The 22,761-nt window shown below is 56.4% G+C and carries 16 protein-coding genes and 1 tRNA gene; 4 read left to right on the top strand and 13 right to left on the bottom strand.

Going from position 1 to position 22,761, the window contains the following annotated elements; all coding sequences use genetic code 11:
* Window positions 1-13: 13 nt before the first annotated feature.
* The 4 genes from EDB95_RS25725 to EDB95_RS25710 all read right to left on the bottom strand — a co-directional run bounded on the left by EDB95_RS25725 (window position 14) and on the right by EDB95_RS25710 (window position 5,269).
* Window positions 14-2,848: a M16 family metallopeptidase gene (locus EDB95_RS25725; RefSeq protein WP_133999460.1), complete on the bottom strand. Its 2,835-nt coding sequence runs from the start codon at window positions 2,846-2,848 to the stop codon at window positions 14-16.
* A gap of 127 nt (window positions 2,849-2,975) precedes the next feature.
* Window positions 2,976-3,051: transfer RNA gene (locus EDB95_RS25720), tRNA-Thr, on the bottom strand.
* A 77-nt stretch (window positions 3,052-3,128) separates the two neighbouring features.
* Entirely contained in the window at window positions 3,129-4,196 is a 1,068-nt protein-coding gene (locus tag EDB95_RS25715) for a bZIP transcription factor (RefSeq protein ID WP_133999457.1), read from the bottom strand.
* Window positions 4,196-5,269 carry a hypothetical protein gene (locus tag EDB95_RS25710; protein ID WP_133999454.1) on the bottom strand — a complete coding sequence of 358 codons (1,074 nt, stop codon included), beginning with the start codon at window positions 5,267-5,269 and terminating at the stop codon, window positions 4,196-4,198. Before EDB95_RS25710 ends, EDB95_RS25715 begins: the two co-directional genes overlap by 1 nt.
* Before the next feature lie 121 nt (window positions 5,270-5,390).
* Here EDB95_RS25710 and EDB95_RS25705 point away from each other — a divergent pair, with 121 nt between their 5' ends.
* Both EDB95_RS25705 and EDB95_RS25700 read left to right on the top strand, forming a co-directional pair.
* Window positions 5,391-6,530 (top strand): FIST signal transduction protein, encoded by a 1,140-nt coding sequence (locus EDB95_RS25705; RefSeq protein ID WP_133999451.1) that lies wholly within the window; start codon window positions 5,391-5,393, stop codon window positions 6,528-6,530.
* Window positions 6,517-9,084 carry a PAS domain-containing hybrid sensor histidine kinase/response regulator gene (locus EDB95_RS25700; RefSeq protein ID WP_133999448.1) on the top strand — a complete coding sequence of 856 codons (2,568 nt, stop codon included), beginning with the start codon at window positions 6,517-6,519 and terminating at the stop codon, window positions 9,082-9,084. Before EDB95_RS25705 ends, EDB95_RS25700 begins: the two co-directional genes overlap by 14 nt.
* 888 nt (window positions 9,085-9,972) lie before the next feature.
* On the opposite strand, the gene EDB95_RS25695 is transcribed toward EDB95_RS25700, so the two are convergent.
* The 6 genes from EDB95_RS25695 to EDB95_RS25670 all read right to left on the bottom strand — a co-directional run bounded on the left by EDB95_RS25695 (window position 9,973) and on the right by EDB95_RS25670 (window position 14,536).
* Complete coding sequence (locus tag EDB95_RS25695; RefSeq protein WP_133999445.1) at window positions 9,973-10,473, bottom strand: FUSC family protein; 501 nt, start codon at window positions 10,471-10,473, stop codon at window positions 9,973-9,975.
* Window positions 10,470-11,483 (bottom strand): glycoside hydrolase family 53 protein, encoded by a 1,014-nt coding sequence (locus tag EDB95_RS25690; RefSeq protein WP_133999442.1) that lies wholly within the window; start codon window positions 11,481-11,483, stop codon window positions 10,470-10,472. The genes EDB95_RS25695 and EDB95_RS25690 overlap by 4 nt, the downstream gene beginning before the upstream one ends.
* A gap of 6 nt (window positions 11,484-11,489) precedes the next feature.
* The gene (locus tag EDB95_RS25685) at window positions 11,490-12,248 is read right to left on the bottom strand and encodes a tetratricopeptide repeat protein (RefSeq protein WP_133999439.1); all 759 of its coding nucleotides are present in this window, start codon (window positions 12,246-12,248) and stop codon (window positions 11,490-11,492) included.
* A gap of 8 nt (window positions 12,249-12,256) precedes the next feature.
* On the bottom strand, window positions 12,257-12,607 hold the full coding sequence (gene folB / locus EDB95_RS25680; protein WP_133999436.1) for a dihydroneopterin aldolase: 351 nt from the start codon (window positions 12,605-12,607) through the stop codon (window positions 12,257-12,259).
* A gap of 36 nt (window positions 12,608-12,643) precedes the next feature.
* Window positions 12,644-13,588, bottom strand: coding sequence for a thioredoxin-disulfide reductase (trxB, locus tag EDB95_RS25675; protein WP_394346394.1), 945 nt, complete (start codon window positions 13,586-13,588; stop codon window positions 12,644-12,646).
* Between the two features lie 90 nt (window positions 13,589-13,678).
* Entirely contained in the window at window positions 13,679-14,536 is an 858-nt protein-coding gene (locus EDB95_RS25670) for a sigma-70 family RNA polymerase sigma factor (RefSeq protein WP_133999430.1), read from the bottom strand.
* 193 nt (window positions 14,537-14,729) lie between these two features.
* On the opposite strand from EDB95_RS25670, the gene EDB95_RS25665 reads away from it, so the two are divergent.
* The gene (locus EDB95_RS25665) at window positions 14,730-15,746 is read left to right on the top strand and encodes a threonine aldolase family protein (protein WP_133999427.1); all 1,017 of its coding nucleotides are present in this window, start codon (window positions 14,730-14,732) and stop codon (window positions 15,744-15,746) included.
* A 122-nt stretch (window positions 15,747-15,868) separates the two neighbouring features.
* Here EDB95_RS25665 and EDB95_RS25660 read toward each other — a convergent pair whose 3' ends face one another.
* Entirely contained in the window at window positions 15,869-18,094 is a 2,226-nt protein-coding gene (locus tag EDB95_RS25660) for a carboxy terminal-processing peptidase (protein ID WP_246073786.1), read from the bottom strand.
* 173 nt (window positions 18,095-18,267) lie between these two features.
* Between EDB95_RS25660 and EDB95_RS25655 the strand changes: the two genes are divergently transcribed.
* Window positions 18,268-19,545, top strand: a complete 1,278-nt coding sequence (locus EDB95_RS25655; RefSeq protein WP_133999424.1) for a hypothetical protein — start codon at window positions 18,268-18,270, stop codon at window positions 19,543-19,545.
* A gap of 15 nt (window positions 19,546-19,560) precedes the next feature.
* On the opposite strand, the gene EDB95_RS25650 is transcribed toward EDB95_RS25655, so the two are convergent.
* Complete coding sequence (locus EDB95_RS25650) at window positions 19,561-20,820, bottom strand: hypothetical protein (RefSeq protein ID WP_133999421.1); 1,260 nt, start codon at window positions 20,818-20,820, stop codon at window positions 19,561-19,563.
* Between the two features lie 59 nt (window positions 20,821-20,879).
* The gene (locus EDB95_RS25645) at window positions 20,880-22,550 is read right to left on the bottom strand and encodes a sodium:solute symporter family transporter (protein WP_246073785.1); all 1,671 of its coding nucleotides are present in this window, start codon (window positions 22,548-22,550) and stop codon (window positions 20,880-20,882) included.
* Between the last annotated feature and the right edge of the window lie 211 nt (window positions 22,551-22,761).

Genomic DNA, 22,761 nt, shown 5'->3' with positions numbered 1-22,761 from the left:
TGCCCAAAATACGCTATTTCCGCCGCCCGTCCGCGTCAAGCTCGACGATGCTATAGCCTAAGTTGGAAAGACCTGGCAGGATCCGTTCCTTGTCCCCCACCACCACGATAGCCATCCGGTGCACGTCCAGGTATTGTTTGGCCAGGTCGTTGACGTCATCCGCCGTAAGGGCTTTCAGGATGCGGTTTTGTTCATCGACAAAACCGTGCGGAAGACCATACAGTTGTATGCGGGACAGGAACGACGCCTTCTGGGCATTGGTTTCGTATTTCAGGGCGTCGCTTTGGCCGATGGAACTTTTTATAAAAGCCAGCTCGGTGGGTGTGACGCCGCCGTCCGTATATCCGCTGATGTCTTTTACGAATTCGGCCACCGCGCTGTCCGTCGAAGCGGCACGGACCCCCGCCCCTGCGGAAAAGGTACCCCCGTATTTACCCGACGCGAACTGGGAGCTTGCGCCATACGTCCACCCCTTTTCCTCCCGGAGGTCCAGGTTCAGACGGCTGTCAAAACCACCGCCCAGGGGATAGTTGGCCAACAGCAACCGGTAATAGGTGCCGGTGGCGTCATAATTCACGCCTGTAACATAGCCCACGCGGATTTCCGACTGGGCGGCGTGGGGCACGTCGACGAGATAAATGGTATTCGGCGTTCTTTCAGCAACGGTCGTATCCGCGCCCGGTACGTTGATGTCTTTTTGTGTCCAGGTGTCTAAGAAGGACAGCTTGCGGCGGATCTCTTTTTCCGAAACATCCCCCACCACGGTCACCGACGTAAGGTTGGGCGCAAAATAACGATCATAAAACGCCTGCACATCCTCGACGCCGATCCTCGGCACCGTCCTTTCGTTCCCCGCCAGACCGTACGTACGGATATTGTCCGGCCCATACAGCACCTTCCCAAACACAGAGGTCGCCACCCCGGCGGGTTGTGTCTTGGCAATCTGGAAGCCCTGCAGGGTCATTTTCCGGATGCGTTCCAGCGATTCGGCACTAAACCGCGGATGGAACAGGCGTTCCTTGAGCAAGTCCAGCGTCGCGTCCAGGTTTTTGGTCAGGGAGGACACCGAGAACACCGTGGCATCGGCCGTCGCGGATACCTGGATCGTGCTCCCCAGTTTCTCCAGTTCGGCGTTGAACTGCTCCGCCGTAAAGTGTTCCGTTTCGTCGTTGAGCATTTGCGCGGTGATATTCGGCAGCCCGGCCTTGGCCGTATCCAATGCAGCGAGCAATCCCCCACCCTTTATGCTTAGGTTGACCGTTACCGTGGGGATCTCGTCGGTATACGTGCCGATCAAATGGATGCCGTTGTCTGTCGTGCCCGTCCAATAAGCGGGTACTTTCACGACGGGATTCGGACCGGTGGATGGTTCTACGCTCCGGTCGAAGTTGTCCTTGGCTTTATGATACACCAGACCGGCATACCCATAGTCCGGCGCCTGGTAATGGGTGTTGTCCACGGTATAGTTATCCGCGGCCACCGGCTGCGCCGCGCCGCCTTTGGGCAGTACGCTCAGGATGACCGCGGGTTTGCCCTTGATGTACTGGTTATACACGCGCAACACGTCCTCTTTGGTCACCCGGCGGATGTCCGACAGTTCGCGGCCGATCTGGTCGGGGTTGCCGGTGAACGTCTGGGCCGCTGCAAGTTCCCTGACCTTCCCGTTGATGCTCGCCAGCGAGTTGATATAATCCGCTTCCGCGCTCCCCTTGAACCTGGCCAGGTCATCGTCCGTGACACCCCGTTGTTCGAATTCGGCAAACACAGAATCCACCTTGTGCTTCATATCCGCCAGGCTCGCCCCGGGATACGGGATCACCTGGATACCGATCGTACCGGCAAGCTCGGAATTGTCGGAGCTCATGCTGGCCTGAGCCGCCTTACGGGTTTTGATAAAGTCCTTATAGAGCAGCGAGTTCTTCCCCTGCCCGATGATCAACGACAGGGCATCCAGGGCCGCCTGGTCTTTGTCATACATCTTCACGCCCGGGTACTCTATATACAGAAGCGGCAACCGTGCATAGTTGTCTACGTAAGAAATATACCTGTCGGCGTCCAGCACCGGCGCCGGCAAATCCATCTTCTGAACATCCGGGCAGCGCGGAATGGCGCCGAAATATTTTTGGACCCACGCTAGCGTTTGTTTGACGTCAATATCACCACCGATCGTCAGCGTCGCATTATTAGGCCCGTACCACCGCAGAAAGAAACGTTTCAGGTCGTTCACATCCACCTTGTTCAGGTCCTCGATGTACCCGATCGTCAGCCACGAATAAGGATGGCCATAGGGATACAAGGCCTTCGACGCCGCTTCGGACGCCAACCCATACGGCCGGTTGTCGTAGTTCTGCCCCCTTTCGTTCTTCACCGTGGACCGCTGGATCTCGAACTTCGGCTGCGTTACCGCATCCATCAGAAAACCCATCCGGTCCGACTCCAGCCAAAGCATTTTCTCCAGCTGGTTGCTCGGCACCGTTTCGAAATAGTTTGTCCGGTCCTGGTTGGTGGAGCCGTTGAGCTGCCCGCCGGCCGCACTGATGATCTTAAAGTGATCCCCGCTTTTCACATGGTCCGACCCTTCGAACATCATGTGCTCAAAAAAGTGCGCAAAACCCGACTTGCCGATCTCTTCCCTCGCCGATCCCACATGATACGTCACGTCCACGTGTACGATCGGGTCCGAATGGTCCTCCGTCAGGATGACCGTAAGGCCGTTGTCCAGGGTGTATTTCTGGAAGGGGATGACGACTTCGTCGCCTTTTTTGGAGACGGTTTGGACCAGCTTGGGCTGGGCTTGGGCATAGACAATGGAGGTCAGGGAAAAGAGTAGTAAAGCAGTCTGTTTCATGCGCTATATTTCTAAGGCTTCAAATGTCGGGGGATTGTCCTTAGCATGCAACGATATTCCGAAAATCCAGATTTTTTCCGGCGATGGAGGGATTTTGTTTTACTTTTTTCGGAAAAGAGGGGGAAAATGGAGCCGTTTACCAGACTTGAACTGGTGACCTGTTCATTACGAGTGAACCGCTCTACCAACTGAGCTAAAACGGCTTATAAAGAGCGACTTACGGCGGGGCGGCCCGCCAATGAGGGTGCAAAAATAAGGGGATTATGTCAATCCACCAATATCAATTCTTCGCCGCTTCCAGCCTTTGTACCGCGGCCTTTAGCCCGGCGAGTTCGGCTTTGAGGTCTGCGTTTTCCTGTTGGAGTTTGCTGATCTTTTTATCGGCGTCTTCCTGGTAAAGGGTGAGCTCTTCGATCTTTTGCATCTGGACTTTAGCCATGGCGCCCAGGTTGATACCGGTTTTGTCGAGGTCGGCCTGGCTGGGGACGCCGGGCAGGTGGTGGAAGCGGGCGGAAAAGGCGGCGACGCTGTCGAGCGAGGGCAGATGATACCCGGGGTCGAAAACGAAGTCGGACCAGCCGGTTTGCGTGACGGTGACCTGCTGGCAGGTGATCGTGCCTTTTACGGCCAGGAGGCTTTGGGGGTTGGTTGTCCCGATACCGATATAACCATTCGATTTGATCCGCATCCGTTCAAGCAACGAGGCCTGGCTGCCTCCATCGGAGGTGGAGAAGGCGAGGTCCATGGACTGGATGAGCCCGTTGTTGGCTCCATAGTTATTCAGGCGCTCCGCCCTGATCCGGGCGCCGATCTGGTTGGGTTGAACATCCCTCCAGGTATTGAAGTCGATGTTGTATCCCCCGGTCACCGCGCCGACGGCCACATTCGTGTTTCCCTGGTCATTGGGATACCCGAAGGTTAAGGTGGAGTTGGCCGTGCTGGCGCCATTTGCGGGCATCTTTAGTTGGAGGAAGGAAACCGGGGTGGATATACCGGTCCCAAAACCCATGGCCGTAAAGTCAGTGTTTCGTTGGATATACAAAGCGGTGCCGATATAAGCGCCGGTATTGTCATAACCAAAGACGGCAAAATCGCTCCCCACGAGGTTGGTTCCATTTTCCGCCTGAAATGTCCCTATCCCCCAACGGGTGACACCGGCTTCAGTAAGACCAAAGTGGGTATTCCCGGCATTGGTTGTGGTCTGGCTGCCCCAAAAGGAGCCTGCGGTATGCGTCCCCGTGATATTCGTGCTGCCCGATTGGGCGGCGCTTGGATTGAGCTGGACATAGGTCTGGGCCTGTGCGGCCAGGGACAGGACGCAGGCGGTGGCAAGAAGGAGGCTACGCATTAGTGGGATTTTTTCAGTTTGTTTATTTCATTCCTCAACGCCTTGTTCTCCCTGGCCAACTGGGCACAATACAGGGTGAGCTCTTCGATTTTTTGCATTTGCAGCTTTTGCATGGCGCCCAGGTCAAGACCGTTTTTGTCCAGCTCGGTTTCGCTGGGGACGCCGGGCAGGTGGTGGTGGAGGGTGGCATAGGCGGCGACACTGTCCAGGGAAGGCAGATGATATGCCGGTGAGAATACGAAGTCGGACCAGCCGGTTTGGGTGACGGTGACCTGTTTGGCGGTAATGGTGCCGGCAACGGCCAGAAGGCTTTGGGGCGTCACCGTCCCGATACCGACATTGCCCAGGGAATCGATGGTAAACCGGGCATTGTTGCCTTTATAATTGGCATAGTTGATGATCATTTTGCCCGCCCATGCGGTGCCTGAAAAGCTGCCGCCCGCGACAAACTGGTAACCGGCATTGAGGTCCGAATAGATGTCCATTTGCCCATAAGAACCACCCCCATTGATCATGAGGTTGCTGGTGAGCTCCAGGTTCCCCGCGGAAGACCTTCCCTGGGTGCTCACATAACTGTCGGCCGCTGTTTTATAGGTCAGGGCGCTTCCACCGGAGGGCGTAAAAGGCAGCGCATTGGCGACGCCGTCATAAACGACCGGGTTGACCGCGGCGTTCGCATTATAGTAGTAAGTAGTCGTCCCGCCCTTGAGCCAGATGACGATTTGCGTTGATGCATTGGTAAAGCTGACGTCCTGCCATCCACCAACGAAGCTGGTGATCGTCCCGGTAGTCGCCGTCCGGACGTCAGCATCGATGAAATTGGCGGCGTTGCCCCAGTTGTTCGAATGAAAGCGGAATTTGGCAATGACGGCGCCCCGCCAGTTGACGTCTTGGTGGATGTAGGAACGGCCGATCTGGAGCTCGGTAGCGATATTGCCGGACCAGGCGCCATCCTGGAAAGCCACAGGGTAGTAGTTATTGATGCTGCCCCCGACGACAAAGGAGCCGCTGGATTGGGCCCGGGCAACAGTACATGAAAGGAGGATAAGGCAGAACGATAATAGGCGTGTCATGATGTGTGGTTAAGGTTGGGCAGCATTCCGAATGAGTGCGGGCGAAAAATCCGTGCCGAATATAGAAAAAAATATCGGCCCATTATATATTATAATTCAGTATATTGTAAAACCACCGACTATGCAAAGCGCGCTTTATAGGTACACCCATGGGGATTTTGACCGGTACAAGACGAGCGGGGCCTTTGAAGAGCAGAACGCTGCCCTCGTGTTGTGTTTTTCCTCCCGGGCAGTGCTCGACGACACGGATCTTTATGGTCTTCTTCACCGGAAATTCCCTCAAGCGGCGATTTTGGTCTGTTCCACGGCCGGAGAGATCTGCCATACCGAGGTTACGGATGGCAGCGCCTCGGTGACGGCCTTTTGTTTCAAACACACCCCCCTCGTTCTGAAATCGGTGGATATTGCGGATTACCCGGACAGTTTTGAGGCCGGCAGGGCCTTGATGACAAGTTTTGACCCGAAGGGGCTCCGGTATGTCCTGGTGTTGTCGGATGGGGGAAAGGTCAACGGCAGCAGTCTATCCGAAGGCATGAATTCGGTGGCGGGGGATGTCCTTCTGACGGGCGGCCTCGCGGGGGACGGGGACCGGTTTCAGTCTACGCTCATCGGCGCGGGCGGTACACCCAGGGAAGGGTTGATTGCCGCGGTTGGTTTTTACGGCGATCACCTGCAGGTGGGGCATGGATCACAGGGAGGATGGGAAACCTTTGGGTTGGAAAAAGCCGTGACACGGTCGGAGGTCAACGTCCTTTACGAGATCGACGGCAAAAACGCGCTGGATATCTACAAACACTACCTGGGACCGGAGGCCGATGGGCTACCGGGGGCTGCTTTACTTTTTCCCCTGGCCGTCATACTCCCCGGGGCAACGGAACCCGTTGTGCGTACCATCCTGTCCATAGACGAACCTACGGCTTCGATGACTTTTGCGGGGAACATACCGGTGGGGTCCAAGGTCCGTTTTATGCGGGCCAATTTCGACCGGCTGACGCATGCCGCCTCCAACGCCGCTTCGGGGGCCGTGGCGGGACCGGACTTTCCGCCGCAGTTTGCGTTGCTCATCAGTTGCGTGGGCCGGAAACTGATCCTCCGGTCGCGCATAGACGAAGAAGTGGAAGCGGTCGACCGGGTCTTTGACCACCGGACGTTGCTGGCGGGCTTTTACTCGTATGGGGAGCTTTCCCCGCTTACGTCTGGCGGCGCCTGTCAGCTGCACAACCAGACGATGACGATAACAACCTTTTATGAAGTGGAATAAGTTGTTGGAACGGCAAATGCAAAAACATTTGCGGGAAGGCACCTTGCCCGCGGAACTGATTCCATTCCTGGAGGCTATCAATAATTCCTACAACGCTTATGAACGCGACCGGGAGCTCTCCGAACGCGCCTTCAAAATCAGCGAAGAGGAGTACATCGAGGTTACCCGGCAACTCAAGGAAGAGCTGGCGCAAAAAAAACTGTCCATCGAGCAGTTGAAAGAGGCCGCCGTCTCGTTGGGAGAAGGGGGGATTGTCCTCGAATCCGAAAACCTGGCGGACATTGCCGGGTTTCTGTCGGAACAAGTCAACAAAAGAAAGGTCGCCGCCAACCGTCTGTCGGCACTCATACGCAATATGCAGACGGGGATCCTGCTGGAGGATGAGCACGGACTGGTCGCCCTGACAAACCAGACTTTTTGCGACATCTTTGGCATTCCCCGCTCCCCCGAGGCCCTGGTCGGTCAGGACTTTTCGCGCATGACCGCCAGGCACAACAGCCTTTTCCTGGAGCCGGAGCGCTTTACCCGGCGCATCGCCCGGCTTCTGGAGGACAAAAAGGTTGCGGTCGACGAAGAAATCCACTTAGCAGACGGCCGGATCGTCGAGCGGGACTATATTCCCATATTTATCGACGGGATCTATTCCGGGCAACTTTGGAACTACAAGGACATCACCAAACGCAAACGGGACGAAGCCCGTCTGAAAGCCTCCGAAGAGTTGTGGCACTTTGCGCTCGAAGGGGCGGGTGAAGGCGTTTGGCAATATTATCTTCCGGAAAAAGACGTCTTTATCTCCCCCCGTCACCACGCCATGCTGGGCTTCGACGACGAGGACACCGTCATCAGTCCCGGCAAATGGCTGAGCCTTGTCCATCCGGAGGACAAACACATCCTGTTCGAGGTCGACGAGGCCTACTCCCGCGACGCCATCTCGTGGCACGAAAGGGAATACCGGGTCCTCCACCGCGACGGACATTTTATCTGGATCCTGGAACGGGGCATGGTCATCCGCCGGCATCCGGACGGTATGCCGGCGAGGATTGTGGGTACCCATTCGGACATCACGGAGCGGAAACTGGCGGAACAAAACATCCGTCTCCGGGAGGAGAAATACCGGAACATCATCGATAACATGAACCTGGGGCTGGTGGAGGCCGACAACGAAGGGCTGATCCAATACGTCAACCAGCGTTTTTGCGACATGTCCGGCTATACGCCGGAGGAGCTGACCGGGCAGAATTTTTTGCCCGGCCTGTCAGACGCCTCTGAAGTGGCAGTCCAAAACAAAAAGGGGGATACCCGTTGGTGGTTCGTCAGCCGCGCCGCCAATTATAACGACTCCGGCGTGGCCCGTGGCTCGGTGCTGATCGCGCTGGACATCACGGACCGGAAGAAGCTGGAAGTAGAGCTCCAGGAAGCCCGGGAATCCGCCGAACAGTCCGCCAAAGCCAAGGAAAGTTTCCTGGCCAATATGAGCCACGAGATCCGGACCCCGATGAATGCGATCAAGGGCATGAGCATCCAGTTGAAAAAGACGCCCCTCGACGCCAAACAACAACAATACCTGGACACCATACACACCGCGACCAACCACCTGATGGTCGTCATCAACGACATCCTGGACATGTCCAAGATACAGGCGGGTATGCTGAGCATCGAATCGATCGGGATGAACCTCGACAATGTGATCCGCCATGCCATCCACGTCATGGAACCGGATGCCACGGAAAAAGGGCTCGCACTGGGCATACACCTCCCCGCGGGGCTTTATCCCATCCTGATGGGAGACCCCCACCGGCTAAACCAGGTCCTGTTAAACCTCCTCAGCAATTCCATAAAATTCAGCGAGAAAGGGGGCGTGGACGTGACCTGCTCTGTGCTGAATGCCACACCGTCCTCCCAATTGGTCCGCATCGTCGTCAAGGATACCGGTATCGGCATGGACGCCAATTTCCTGTCCACCATTTTCGAACAATTCAGCCAGGAAGACCGCAGCATTGCGCGGAAATACGGTGGAACCGGTCTCGGCATGGCCATCACCCGCCAGCTCATCAAGCTGATGAACGGAGACATCGAGGTCTTTAGCGAAAAAGGCAAAGGGACCGAAGTCTGCCTCACCCTGCCCTTCCAACGCGGCAAGAAGGCCGACCTCCCGTCCGACGCCGACAACCTCCCCGGAAAGGCGTTGCTCAAAGGCAAACACATCCTCATCGTCGAAGACAACGAACTCAACCGCTTTGTCGTCAAAACCCTCCTGAAAGGATACGGCGTCGTGATCGCCGAAGCCGTCAACGGCGCGGAAGCCGTCCGCCTGCTCCGGGAGCAAACCTTCGACCTTGTCCTGATGGATGTGCAAATGCCCGTCATGAGCGGCCTGGAAGCGATCGCCATCATCCGCAACGACCTGAAGCTGGGCGTTCCGGTCATCGCCCTGACGGCCAACGCCATCAGAGAAGAAATCGACCGGTACCGGCTGGCCGGGATGAACGATCATGTGTCGAAACCGTTTGAGGAGGCGACCTTGATTAGGGCGATGACGCAGTATCTCGGCTAGTAAGCACAAAAAAATAGCCCCACTGTGTGCCAGTGGGGTATTTTTCTATCGGCTTCGGAGGAGTAAGGCTCCCCAACCTCCATCAGGAGGCGGGCGTGGGAATAATTATGTAGAATTCGTTGTTTTCTGAGTAAGGGCCCGCTTGGAAAAGCGGGCCGAAAAGCTAACCTATGAATAACACCTAATCGTTGTGATAACAAAGTTACAGTACGTTTCCCCATTGTGGTGTTATCTGAAAGCTAACCGCCTATTAATGAGCCGTTAATAACTGGCATAAAAAACCCTCTCGTTTTGGAGAGGGAATTTTATTTTGGGATTTTTCAAGAATACAGAATCGCCCGTTTCCCGGGCAGGAACACCTTTATGTCGACATAGACGGTAGTAAAAAAATTGGTTTTTCTCTGGGGCCCCATGCCCCGCAGCACAACAAAAACACGTAAAGGATATTGGAATAGCGCACTCTCTCATGTCTCTTGCGGGCGCAAAAGTAAGCTGTATCCTGAGTAATTCGGTTTCCAAATAAAGTGGCGGGAGGAGGTAAGGTTTTTTAAAGTTGGCCCGCTTGGAAAAGCGGGCCGTTTGCTAACCTATGAATAACACCTAATCGTTGTGAGAACAAAGATAGGACGACAAACGGGGACTACGTGTTATCCGTACGCAAAGGGGGTGCTAAACAATAGTTAATCAGTGGTCCGAAGGATATTCCCTACAGGAATGAGCGTTCTGAATGAGGAAGTTATGATTGATTGTGCGGACGCGCGATTCGGTGTAGTGCAGCATTACGTGGCGATGTAGTGTAGCATGGCGTGGCGGTGTAGTGCGCGGCGCGGCGTTCGGGGCGGCGCGCGGCGATTGGTGCGCCAGGCGGCGTTTGGTGCGGCGCGCGGGTTAGCGCCGCCGGAACGGCATCCGCAAGCGGTGCAGCCGCGCAAAGATCAGCCCCAGGAGAAAGGCCACCACACAGCCGACAAGCACCTCCCCCGCCCTGGTGAGCGCCACGACGATCGCATTAGACAAGGAGGCCTGCGACATGACGGAAGGCACCATGACGATGACCACGGTAACGGGTGCAAGTTTCCAACTGCTTGGATACCTGGGATATGAAGTGCTGATAAGGATGGACGCGGTCACGCCCAGGATCATCGACAAAAAGGTCACGCCCGTCAACAGCAGGAAAATCAGGCCCACCGCACAGCCGGCGAGGGTATTGATGACCCGCGAAATGGTGTTGTTGCGGAGGTTTTCAAAGTCGGGTTCGGAGACGATGATCACGGTGATCAGCGCCCACTCGCGCCGGTCGATGTGCAGCAAGGCCAGCGCCCACCAGGAGATGAGACAGCCCAGGATGATCCGGAAAACGTAAAGGAAGGAATTGCGGGTGAATTTCAAGGGATATGATAAGTTTTCTTAACGGTTGGATAGATGTCGATAAGGGAATCTACGGTCCGTCCATTACGATCGATAAACTGTTCCCAGGTGTTCAGGGGTTCCCAGATAAAGGTACCCAGCTCGTGTTTGCCGTTCAGGGCAAATTCAATGTCGTTGACCTCTTTTTTGCGCTGGGTATATTCCACGACGATGACATCCTGGTGGTAACGCGTCTCCAGGTCGGTGAGGTTGTTCCGGAGGTCGTCCAGGCTTCCATGCCATTGGGGGTAGTACGACTCTCCAATCACGTCGAAAACAACGCCCCGGCGGATCATATTGTCGAGGAAATACCGGGATTCGGCGTTTTGACCGCCACAAGCGATGTGCAGCATGACCTTTGCCTTGGGGGCCACTTCCCGGACCGCGGCGATACCGGCCCTGAGGTATTCCGCAAGGGTGTCCAGGTGGGCGCTCCCGCCTTCCGGCCACAGCAGTCCATGGTTGATCTCGTTCCCCACCTGCACCATGTCGGGAAGGGTACCCTGGGCCTTGAGCGCCTCCAGGACGGCCCGCGTATAGGCGCCCACGGAGTCGGCCACGGCGGTTACGGGCAATCCCCTCCAGGCGTGGGGTTTGTATTGCTTGCCTGGGTCGGCCCAGGTATCGCTGTAGTGGAAATCCAGGAGAAACTTGAGGTGGGCGGCTTTTATCCGAAGGGCCATCTTTTTTGTGTCGTGCAGCCCACAATATCCCTTCGGGGAATAACCGCTGTCCGCGGCCGGGTGTACAAAAATCCGGAGCCGGATGTAATTGAAGCCGTTGTCCTTCAGAAGGCGGATGGCGTCCTTTTGGACGCCATGATCATAAAAATGCATGCCTTCGGCTTCCAACTGGGGGAGGAAAGAAATGTCGGCGCCCAATACCTTCTCTACCCGGGGATGGGGATCGAGCGTTGGGTGGGCGCCGGGCGCCTTCGGGGTGGTTCCGGCTGCCAGCAGGCAGGCGGCCACCACACAGCAAAGCTTTATCATAAGCGGTTATTGCATCGCATCCAGCATCTTCCTCCCCTCCGCCTTGATCGCGGGATCGTCCTCGGTCTGCACGGGGAGGCGCACAAGGGTCTGGAGGGCGCCCAGGGCCTTTTCGTTCTGGTCGTCTTCCTTGTAGGCCTTGGCCATGTCCAGGTAATTCAGGAGAAAGCCGGGATAAATGGACCGGCACTTCTCAAAACAGCGGAGGCCTTCCTTGACCGTTGCGTCCGGAATGCCGCCGTACAGGACTTTGGCGCTCGTCCGTTCCAGGCCGGTCATGTGGGCGGCCTCCACGTTCCAGACGCCCAGCAGGTGGTACGCCCGGTAGTTGCCGGGATCCAGCTTTATCGCCTTGTCGCAATAGTTCTTGACGTCCCGGCCGTATTCCACCTTTTTCCTGGCCCCTTCGGTCTGTGCCAACCGGCCTTCAGCGATGGCCATCATCAGATACGCCTCGGAAGAGGTGCTGTCCACCTTTAAGGCGCGGCCGGCAAGGTCCTGGGCCTCGGTAAAGAATTCTCGCGCCTTGTTTTTGTCGGCTTGCCGGTTCCCGATGCGGCTGGCCATATAGCTACACTGGATCAGCGCGTGGAGGTTGTCCGGCTGAATGACGAGGGCGTCCTTGTATTTTTTGTACGCGTCCTCCTCTTTCAGGCTTTTGACGAGCTGATCGCCTTCGGCGGTGATGTCACTGGCGGTTTGGGCATGCAGGGCGCTCCCCACGAAAAGGAGGCCGATCCATAGGTATTTGGAAAATGATCGCATGCCCCAATTTAGAAACTTTTGCGGTATTCAACCGCAACCGTCCCCTGAAAGTTGAGCAAAGGCGGATTGATCTTCGTCACGCGTATACCGACGCCGGACAATTGCGGAAAATGATCCTTGAGCAGGTGCGCCATCTCCATGGCCAGCGTTTCCAGGAGCTCTTCAGGGAGCGCCATCCTGGCCTTGACCAGGTCATAGACGGCAACGTAGTTGACGGTCTCGTGGAGGTGGCGGATGGGGCGGTCCGGATCGGGCCATTCCAGGCTGACGTCCAGCTCGAACCAGGCCCCCAGTTTTTGCTCATGGACGTACAAGCCGTGATAGCCGTAGAAGCGCAGGTTTTCGAGGTGGATCGTCATCTGTCGAAGTTTTAGAGGGCGGCGGGCGGCCGCATTCTAGTGCAGACCCGCCGCGGACAGGTACCGCTCCGCGTCCAGCGCAGCCATACACCCGCTGCCCGCAGCCGTTACCGCCTGGCGGTAGATTTTATCCTGAACGTCACCGGCGGCAAAAATCCCTTCCAGGTTCGTTTTGCTGGTACCCGGGACCGTTTGGATATATCCCTGGCCGTCCATGTCCAGCCAGCTTTTGAATATATTGGAATTCGGCTCGTGGCCGATGGCTACGAAAAAGGCACTGACCGGAACGGTTTCTTCCTTGCCGGTCTGGGTGTTGCGGATGCGTACGGCCTCGACCTTGTTGCCCCCCACCACTTCGGCGGTTTCGGAATGCCAATAGACCATGATGTTTGACGTCTTCTGGACACGTTCCTGCATGACCTTGGAGGCGCGCATTTCACCCTTGCGGACGATCATGTGCACGTTGGTGCACAGCTTGGACAGGTAGAGCGCTTCCTCACAGGCGGTGTCCCCCGCGCCTACGATGGCGACTTCTTTGCCCTTGAAGAAAAAGCCGTCGCAAACCGCGCAGGCGCTTACCCCAAAACCGTTGAGCCGCTGTTCGCTTTCCAGGCCCAGCCACTTGGCGCTGGCGCCGGTCGAGACGATGACGGCGTCTGCGCTGATCCACTTTTCCTCGTCAATTTCCACCTTATACGGTTTGCCGGAAAAGTCCACTTTCGTGGCCATCCCAAAGCGTATATCCGCGCCCATGCGCGATGCCTGCTTTTCAAAGTCAATCATCATTTCCGGACCCTGGATACCGGAGGGGTAGCCGGGATAATTCTCGACCTCCGTGGTAATGGTCAACTGCCCTCCGGGCTGTATACCCTGGTACAAAACGGGCTTGAGGTTTGCCCGGGCCGCATAGATCGCGGCGGTATAACCGGCGGGGCCGGAGCCTATGATCAGACAATGTACGTGCTCTATCTCTTGTGCCATGTGCATGGAATTGAAGGGGCAAATGTACGGCGGCGGCGTACAAAAACAAAAAGCCGCCCCTGGGGGCGGCTTTTTGACGTATCGTAGAGACTACCCTAAGTATGCTTTCAGCGAGCTGCTGTAGCGGGCCTTTTGGAGGCGTTTGATCGCGCGCTCTTTGATCTGGCGGATGCGTTCCTTGGTGAGGTCGTACTTCTGACCGATCTGTTCGATGGTCACACCGTTTTCACCGTCCAGGCCAAAGTAAGCGTTGACGATCTCTGCTTCCCGGGGGCTGAGGGATTTCAGTACCCGGCGGATCTCGGCGCGGAGAGAATCGTGCATGACGTCCTCATCGGTCGAGTCCCCACCTTCCAGCAGGTCACCCATGGCTACATCCTCGGCCTCGTGCACGGGGGCATCGAGAGAGGTGTGGCGGGTGTTGCTTTGGAAGATGTTGTTGATCTCCGTTTCGCTCATTTCGAGGATCTCGGCCAACTCTTCCGTACTTGGCTCGCGCTCGTGCTCTTGCTCGAAGGCCATGTAGGCTTTGTTGGCTTTGTTATACGTGCCAATTTTGTTTTGAGGCAGGCGGACAAGCCGTCCTTGCTCTGCCAACGCCTGCAGGATGGACTGGCGGATCCACCATACCGCGTATGAAATGAACTTGAAACCTTTGGTTTCGTCAAAACGCTGGGCTGCTTTAATCAGACCCAGATTACCTTCATTGATGAGGTCACTAAGTGATAGCCCCTGGTGTTGGTACTGCTTCGCTACGGAGACGACGAAACGCAGGTTAGCCTGCACCAGCTTGTCCAACGCTCTCTGATCGCTCATTTTGATGCGTTGTGCCAGCACTGTTTCTTCTTCCGGAGTGATCATCGGGATCTTGGAAATCTCCTGCAAGTACTTCTCAACCGCCTGGGAATCACGATTGGTAATTTGTGTTGCAATCTTCAGTTGCCTCATATGATAAAATTAGCCTTACAATGCAATGGTTTTCACAAAATGATTGGAATCAAAAAAAACTATCTGCAAAGATACGTCGCAACACCGGAATTTCATAGCCGTGATCGGTAGTTTTACCAAAACTTTCACTAACAGCTGTTTGGGATAGCCTGAAAGACCCGTATTCGCTACATTGCGTACTAAAACGATTTTTATGCCGATCGACCTTCGTTCCGACACCGTCACCAAACCCACCGAAGCCATGCTCACCGCCATGTTTCAGGCCAAAGTCGGGGACGATGTGTTCCGTGAGGATTCCACCGTAACCGAGCTGGAAACCCGTCTGGCAGCCGAGTTTGGCATGGAGGCCGGGCTTTTTTGCCCGTCCGGAACCATGACCAACCAGATAGCTATCAAAATGCATACCCAGCCTGCGGACGAGGTAATTTGCGACAGATCGGCGCACGTCTATATCTACGAAGGAGGCGGTATTGCCTTTAATTCCGGCTGCCAGGTGCGTGCCATCGATGGCATTCGCGGACAGATCAATGCCCTCCAGGTGGAAGAGGCGATCAATCCCGACGACGTCCACAAGGCCCCTACCCGTCTCGTTTGCCTGGAAAACACGGCCAACCGCGGCGGCGGCAGTTGTTACGACTGGGCCTCGATCGTGGCCATCCGGGAGGTCTGTAACCGGCACGGCCTTGTCCTCCACCTGGACGGCGCGAGGATTTATAACGCACTGATTCACAAGAAAGAAACGCCCAAACAATACGGTGAAGTTTTCGACTCTATTTCCATCTGCCTGAGCAAGGGTCTGGGCTGCCCGGTCGGAAGCGTGTTGGTCGGCCGCAAAAAAGACATCGACCGCGCCCGCCGCATCCGCAAGGTGTTTGGGGGCGGGATGCGTCAGGCAGGATACCTCGCGGCGGCGGGTTTATATGCCCTGGACCACCACGTCACGCGGCTCGAAGAAGACCACAAACACGCAAAGGCACTGGCGGACGCCTTGAAGGGCAAAGACTTCGTAGCGGACATCCTTCCCGTGGAGACGAATATTGTCATTTTTACAGTTAAAGGGCGGTATACGGCCGCCGGTCTGTCAGAAACTTTGCGCAAACATGATATCCTCGCAGTGGCTATTGCGCCCACGCAGGTCCGTATGGTGACCCATCTCGATTTTACGCCGGAGATGCTGAGCGCCGTGCAAGGAGTCTTGGCGGGGCTGTAAAGGCGCCGGGCGGCGCCCGCCCCGCCGGAGGACCGCTCGCGCGGCGGCCGCGCGCGTAGCGCGGGCCACAAACGAAAGGGCCCCGCGACATGCGCAGGGCCCCTTCCACTATAGCTGGTTGTCTATTGCTGCTGGTTGTTGAAATTGACCTTCCCCGAAGCAAGGTTCCCCTGCTTGATCATATCTCCCACGATATGTACGGATTCGCCGAGCTCCAGGTCGTTTTTAAAGCTGTTGAGGAACATCTGGTTCCTGCCGGCCAGGATGGCGCCCTTGCCGGAGGTGGTATCCTGGGCGCCGCCGATCGAGGAGGGCATCGGCATCAGGGTCATGTCCAGGGGTGAGGGCAGCTTCTGCACCTTTTCCAACTCCTGGTAGATCTTTTGCATCTGGGTCTTCTCGTCCTTGTAGGCGGTCATCTCCAGGGGATAGCGTTTGTCGTCCTGGTCGGCCAGCCAGCGGGCGTCCTTGGAAATGGTCTGGAAGGAAGGATTGCGGTCTACGCGCTCTTCACTTTCCTTACGGATCAGCACGGGGTCGTACCCGGGCCTCCACGGTTCGTATTCGGCCTTGGAGATCTCATCCCATTTCAGGGCGTCGGGGTTGTCCCGTTCGCGGTCCTTGAGGTACTCCATTTGGTCGGGTATAGCCACGTCGGGGGTGACACCCTTTAACTGGGTGGATCCGCCGCTGATGCGATAGAACTTCTGAAGAGTCAGTTTGATAGAACCGAGGTCGGCGACGGAGTCTTTCGGCCAGTTCCCGGTGATCCGGGGATCGAGCTCGATTTCCCTTTGCACGGTGCCTTTTCCATACGTATCGCTGCCGATGATCAGCCCGCGGTGGTAGTCCTGGATGGCGGCGGCAAAGATTTCGGAAGCAGAGGCACTGTTGCTGTTGACAAGGACGGCGAGGGGACCGCTATACAGCACACCCTGGTCATTGTCCCTCATCACGGAGGGCTGGGCGTCTCCCCTGCCCCGGACCTGGACAACAGGACCGGATTTGACAAACAGGCCAACCATATTGACGACGTCCATCAGCGAGCCGCCCCCGTTACCGCGGAGGTCGATGATGATCCCGTCTACCTTTTCTTCCTTGAGCTTCTCTACTTCTTTGGCCACGTCCACGGAACAACGGGCCCCGTCCCTATGGTCAAAGTCGGCATAGAAAACCGGCAGGTAGATGTAGCCCAGCTTGCGTCCATTGTCGTTGATGGTGGCGCTGCGGGCAAAAGTATCTTCCACGAGGATTTCGTCCCGGATAAGGGCAACCACCTTGGTGCTGCCGTCGGCTTTTTTGATGGTGAGTTTGACAACGCTGCCCTTGCTGCCCCGGATGATCTTGACAGCGTCCTCGCGGGCGTACCCGGTGAGGTCCTGGGCGGAGTCATTCCCCTGGGCTACTTTGAGGATAATGTCCCCTGCGGCGATCTGACCGGACTTCCAGGCAGGGCTACCCGCTACCAGGGTGGCGATTTTTATGTTCCCGGCGTCATCCTCTTCGAGGGAGGCGCCGATACCGTAAAAGTGACCGCTCATCAACTCGTTAAACGAACGGCGCTCGACGGGGGGGAAAAAGTCGGTATGGGGATCCATCGTGTTCGTGATGCAGTTGACCATGCCGTCGAACTGTGCGTCTTCCGTTTCCTGTGTTTTCAGACGGGTAAAATTCCGGTCCATGATTTTGTAGATCGCGAGCCGGGCCTGGGCTTCGAGCTGGACGTCGGTCTTGAGGGTGGTGGTATCTTTGCTCTTCCCCTTGTCGCGGGCTTCCTTCTCCTTGTCGCGGGCCTCCGTCAGGTCAACATACCGTTCCAAAACCAGGTATTTCAGCCGCTTCCGCCAGCGGTCGTAGAGATCGGCGTCGGAAGAGGCGAACGACATCTTATCGTAATTCATATCGACGTCTTCCTTTACGGAAAAGTCAAACGGCTGGGCCAGGATCTGTTTGAACAACTGCGAGGCGTGGTCGAGGTCGCGGGAGTAGACGGTACTGATGCCATAGAACGACTTCAGCGGCGCGCCATGCATCTCGTCGTCGATGCGATCCCCGTACAGGCCTTTCAGGGAGTCCACGTCCTTTTTCAGGAAGTAGCCCTTATCCCCGTCCAGGGTCGTGATGAATTTGTCAAACACTTTTTCGGAAAACGCGTCGTCTACGCGTTGAGGGCTGTAGTGGCCTTCTTCGAGGAAAGCGCCGACGGTCTGCAATATCCTTTCGTATTTGGAGGCGGGATTATCGAAGGATTTTACCTTCAATGCGTACAATACACTTGCGACACCAAGCAACACTAGGATAATGGGTACACTTTTCTTACTAAACATAGACTTAAGCCATTTTTGCATCTTGTAAATATAACGCAAATTGGGCGTACAATGTTTTTGACAAAACCCGAATTAACAAAGGATTTGATGTGCGGTCCACAACAAACGGGGGGCTAAAACGTTAAAACACGGGTAAAGCGTTGATTAAGACTCAAAAATACGTAACTTTGGCGCGTTCGCAACCGGAAGTAACTATGCACCGAAAATCGCTACTATCCCTGGGAATCTGTCTGGTCTTTACCACAACAACCAGCTACGCCCAGACTATCAAAGACACCACTTCCCCGGCGACCCTGCCCCTCCCCGCCGTTGCGACGGATACCGCTCTCCGCATCCGCAATCTGAACCCGTACTTCACCATCCATGTGGACTCCACCCTAAGCTACAAGCTTGAAATAAACAAGGATTCCTCACGATATTACTGGTTCCTCCGGAACTCCCCCGTCGGTCTGCGCATCAACAAGGACAACGGCCTGCTGACTTTCCGCGCCGACAAAAGCTTTTTCCTTTCCGGCCGTTTGAAATACGACTTCCCCTATAAAGTGTCCGTGGGGGTACAAAACCTCAACAATCCCCAGGACCGGGTGGACACCTCCTTTATGATCCAGTTTTACAATACCGAGATCATCCCCTCCCACGTGAAACCATCCGTGGCCGGTGGCAACCTCATGGTATTGGAAGGCGACACCGTCAGCTTTGCCGTACAATGCGACGACGGCAGCTTCCCCATCGAAAACATTCAGTTTTTCAGCAACACCCCGATCAACAAGTTTACCCTGGTCCAGAAATGCGGAGACAATTTCGTTTGGGGGGTACCGTATGATTTTATCCGGGAAGACGATCCTGTCAAGGAAAAAAACGTGGTCCTGAGCTTCGTGGGGACAGACAAATTCTACAACAAAGACACCGCCCTGGTGCACATCACGGTCCGCTTTGCCACCAACTACCCGGAACGGATGACCGAATACCATATGCTGGAACACAGCATCCACTTTTATATCCTCCAGCTCAAATACACCTTTATGGTGCTGGACCGCCAGATCAAACACAACAAGGGCACCCGCACCTCGTTCGACCTGACCAGCGCCGCCACGGCCCTGAGCGGAACCGTGGTGGGTTCCCTCCCCAATAACTCTGGGCAGCCCACCGGCACGATCCTCCCCAGCGTGGGTGTCGCGCTGGTGCCGGTCAAGGAAGCCGTTGCCCCGACAAAAAGCTACGAGCAAAACGCCGCTTCCGCCATCCGCTCCAACATCAAACGACTGGAATTCTCCCTCAACGAAAACGCGCCCATCGGGGACCGCGACCCCGACCTCACCAGCAAGATCAAAAAGATCCGGGACGACCTGAAACAGGTGCAGCTCCAACTGATCGATGTGCCGCTCGAAATTGCGGAGAACATGAATGAGGAGCAGTTGAACGCTTACTTTAACAATCCGAAGGTTAATAAGAAGTATCGGACCCGCCGTTAGGCGGTGGCTGCGCCGCTAGCGCCGCGCCCTCAGCCGCTCCTGCGTCTCCAATGCTTCCCTGGAAGGATATAACGCGACTGCGCGGTCTGCCCAGGCGCCCGCCTGCCGCAGCAAAGCGCTGTCGGCGGTCATGGTCGCCATTCGCCGCGCCCCCACCTCCAGTTGCGTCCCCACGAACCGGGCGACGGAGAGGTCCTCCGCCCGGTGGAAGATCGAATCCTGGCGGCGGAGCGAGTCTGCGTTAAAGGGCATCAGGAAGCGGTCGTAGTAGGTCTTTGCGAAGTCCAGGAAGTGATTGGTGTCGGCCACGCCATAGTAGAACTCCAGCATAACCCCTTGAAAGGCCCTGATCTTGGCGGTGGGGTTGTTGTTGGTATTGGCGGCGAAAGTCGCGGCCAGCGTGGCCTCCTCCTGGTCTTGGTCCTTGACGGCTTTGGCCCGGGTTTTCGCAATGACCTCGTTGTTGATGTGGATGCGTTCGGCCATGGTGAGGCTCTTCCAGACGATATTGAAGAGGTCGCCGTCCTGGCGCAAAACCTGGTTGGCGGTGCTGTTCAACACCGGGGCCTGGAGGGCGAGGAAACGAAGGACCCGGTAGGATCCCACCGAATCCTTGGGCAGGCCGTCTACGTACAGGTCCAGGAGGCTGTCGGCGGGCAGGCCTTCGCGGTTTCTTTCGGCGATGATGTCTTCGAGGTTGGCGGGGTCTTTGTCGCCGAGCACGCGTTCCGCTTCGAGGAGGCGGAGGTTGTGGACGCCGTTTTTGCGTTCGATCGCGGCGCGCAGGCCATCGAGGTAGGTTTCGGCGGTGGGCTCGCGAAGGGCAGAATAGCTGTACAGGGGCGTACCGTCGTCGAGGATGTAGGCAAAAACAGCGTTTCCGAGGGCCGCGGCGCCCTCCGTATCGGACGGGGCGAGGTAAACGCCGGCGGCGCACAGGAGGCGAAGACTGTCCATCACCATTTTTCCACCCAAAATCTTATCCTTTGCCAAAGAGGAGCCTTTGCGGATCAGGAACATACCGCCGGTCCCGGCGGCCTTGGTGCGGGCGTCAGCGTAAGAGAGCCAGAAGGGCGGCGGCGCCGCGGGCCTCCGGGTGGCCGGCGCGTGCGAAGGGTGCTGCGCCCGTGCCGTGGCGGCGTGCGAAGACGGTTGCGCCTGTGCCGTGGTGGTGTGCGAAGGCTGTTGCGCCTGTGCGGCGGCGGGCGCAAACGACAGGGCGGCCGACGCGAGCAACAGCGCGAAAAAAAGTATAAGGAGGAAAGTCTTTTGCATAAACGCCCCAAAGTACGCAGTTTTCCAGCGGACCTAAGAGGGGTTTAACAAAACCTTGCCTACCAGAACCGGACGTACAGGGCGGACAGCACCAGGAGGATGAACGCGATGAGCAGCCAGTTGGCGCGGCTGAGGCGGAACATGGACGCGTCGAGGCGGATGGCTTTGGCTTTGTCGGCCGTGCCGGCGAGGCTGAGCCCGATCATGAGCAGGAGGGTAAAGAAAAATACCCAGCCCATACAGACAAAGAAGGGGATCTCGTACGCACCGTGACCGTTCGGAAATGCGGTATAGAGGAGCGTTTCGGGACCAAAGAGCCGGACGGCGAACTGTCCGAAAAAGATGGAGCCGAGGAAGCCGGCCACGATGCCGGTGATGGCGGCGGTGCCGGTGGTTTTTTTCCAGAAGATCCCTAAGATGAACGTGGCGAAGATACCGGGGCTGATGTAGCCGGTATATTTTTGTATAAACGTATACCCCCCGCTGCCACCGATGCCGAGCATGTCGTGCCAGGTCAGGATGATGGCCATACAAAGCGCGACGATGGTGGAAAGGCGGCCGATCCATACCATGCGACGCTCGCTGGCGCCTACTTTGATATAGCGGCGATAGATGTCGAGGGTGAAGATCGTCGAGATGCTGTTGGACTTGCCGGCAAGCGACGCCACAATGGCGGCGGTGAGGGCGGCGATGGAAAGACCGCGGAGCCCATTGGGCAGGAATCCAAGGATGGCGGCATACGCGCCGTCCTTCCCGGTGGCGCTCAATTGCGGTAACTGGCCGTTCTTGTACAACACCCAGGCGACGATGCCCGGAAGCATGACGATGATGGGCATGAAAAGTTTCATCACCCCGGCGAAAAGGATCCCCGACCGGGCCGTGGGCAGGTCTGCGCCGAGCGCGCGCTGGGTAATGTATTGGTTACATCCGAAATAGTTCAGGTTGTTGATCCATTGCCCGGCCATGTACATCGTGATACCGGGGAGGATCAGGTATTTGTTGATGTCGACCTGGGGCGTGTTCGGGCCGGGTTTGTGGAAGATCATGTGGAAGTGGTCGGGTGCCTCACGAAGCAACACCTTGAAACCCGCGATGAAGTCTTTCCCGAAACCAAATCGTGTACTCACGATGGTCAGGGCGATATACACCGTGGCGAGCCCGCCGATGACGAGCACGGACACCTGGATCACGTCGGTGTACCCGATGACCTTCATCCCGCCGAGGGTAATGAACAGTGCAAACACCGACAGGGCGATCAGTACCAGGTGGAAGTAAGCGCCCCCCAAAAGACCGTTGATGGCCAGGGCGCCGAGGTATAAGATCGACGTCAGGTTGACGAAGACATACAGGAACAGCCAGAAGACGGACATGATCAACGCCACGGTTTCATTGTAACGCGTCTTCAGGAACTGCGGCATCGTGTAGATCCGGTTCTTCAGGTACACGGGCATGAAGAACACCGCCACGATGATGAGCGCCACCGCGCCCAGCCACTCGTAGACGGCGACGGCCATCCCGGCAAAAAACCCATCTCCGCTCATTCCAATGAACTGTTCCGCGGAGATGTTGGAAGCAATGATAGAGGCGCCTATTGCCCACCAAGTGAGCGATCCTTCGGCTAGAAAATATTCCTTGGTGCCACCCGAGGTGGCTCTCCCTTTTTTTCGATAGACCCAGAAGCCATAGAAAGCGACCAGGACAAAATAGCAAGCAAATACGATAGCGTCCACAATCGAATATCCCTCTTTTTTTTACATATCGCGTAATCGCAGCCGTTTTATTTACGAAACCGTTTTCATAATGTCAAGAGCGTGACCCCGGATTCAGACTTTATACGCATGATCTCAGGTAATACTACGCAACTTCGTTAACGATTCTTTCTTTGACTGGATTCTCTCTAGCTTGGCGGCACACACCTCCCTCCTCATGTCTCAGCAACCT

It is taken from the genome of Dinghuibacter silviterrae, from assembly GCF_004366355.1.
Lineage (GTDB): Bacteria > Bacteroidota > Bacteroidia > Chitinophagales > Chitinophagaceae > Dinghuibacter > Dinghuibacter silviterrae.
The sequence above is the reverse complement of the archived record's forward strand: the minus strand, read 5'-3'. Positions and strand labels throughout refer to the sequence as shown.